This window comes from Arthrobacter sp. 9V (assembly GCF_902506065.1).
GTDB lineage: Bacteria > Actinomycetota > Actinomycetes > Actinomycetales > Micrococcaceae > Arthrobacter.
Window position 1 is genome coordinate 1 of sequence record NZ_LR732926.1, and the last position, 1,041, is coordinate 1,041.

1 protein-coding gene is annotated in these 1,041 nt (G+C 71.7%); it reads right to left on the reverse strand.

The genetic code is table 11. From position 1 onward, the window contains the following. Positions 1–747, reverse strand: a 747-nt coding sequence (locus tag BACI9J_RS22385) for an NAD-dependent epimerase/dehydratase family protein (protein ID WP_159736618.1), incomplete at its 3' end; no start/stop codon positions are given. Positions 748–1,041: the final 294 nt, after the last annotated feature.

The window sequence follows — 1,041 nt, forward strand, 5'->3', positions numbered from 1 at the left end:
GCCGAGGTTGTAGGCACGCTCGAGCGGCTCCCCGGCCTCGAGCTTCCGTGCGGCCACGGCGTGCGAGTGCGCCAGGTCGGCCACGTGCACATAGTCGCGGACACAGGTGCCGTCCGGGGTGGCGTAGTCGTCGCCGTTGATCCGCGGGGTCCGGCCGGCGAGCAGCGCGTCGAAGACCAGCGGGAACAGGTTGTGCGGGCTGGCGTCGTACAGGTCGGGCTCCCCCGAGCCGACGACGTTGAAGTACCGGAGCGACGTGGTGGCGAATCCGGCGGCGACCTCCATGTCGCGCAGCAGCCACTCGCCGATGAGCTTCGACTCGCCGTACGGCGACTCCGGGTTCTTCGGGGTGGACTCGACCACGGTCTCGACGTCCGGCGTGCCGTAGACCGCCGCGCTCGACGAGAAGACCGCCTTGGTGACGCCGGTCTCGGCCATCGCGCGGAGCAGGGTCGCCATGCCGGTGACGTTCTGCTCGTAGGTGTGGAGCGGGCGCTCGACGGAGACGCCGGCGTACTTGAACCCCGCGACGTGGACCACGCCGGTGACCTCGTGCTCGCGCAGGGTGCGCGCCACGAGCTCCCCGTCGAGGATCGTGCCCTCGACGAACGGCACGTCGTCCGGCACGAACGCGCGGAAGCCGCTCGAGAGGTCGTCGAACGCGACCGTGTCGATGCCGGAGGAGCGCAGTGCTCGGACGACGTGGGACCCGATGTACCCGGCACCGCCGGTGACCAGCCAACTCATGCTCGCCACGCTAGCGGACGTCGGCGACGCCACGGTGGCGGTGAGCGGGTCCGCGCCGCCGCGTGCGGTTCCGCGCCGGTTCCGCGACGGCGTCCCCGGCCAGGACGCCTGTCATGGGCGTGGGTCCTGGACGCCTGTCCTGGGCGCCGGTCCTAGGCGCCGGTGGCGATGAACACCGTCGACGTGATGCCGTCGGACGAGTCCGCCTCGACGGTCACGTCGCCCTCGTCCGGCGTGATGAAGCACGACTCGCCCTTGCGGAGCAGGGTGGCCGACTGCGCGCCGACGAGCGTG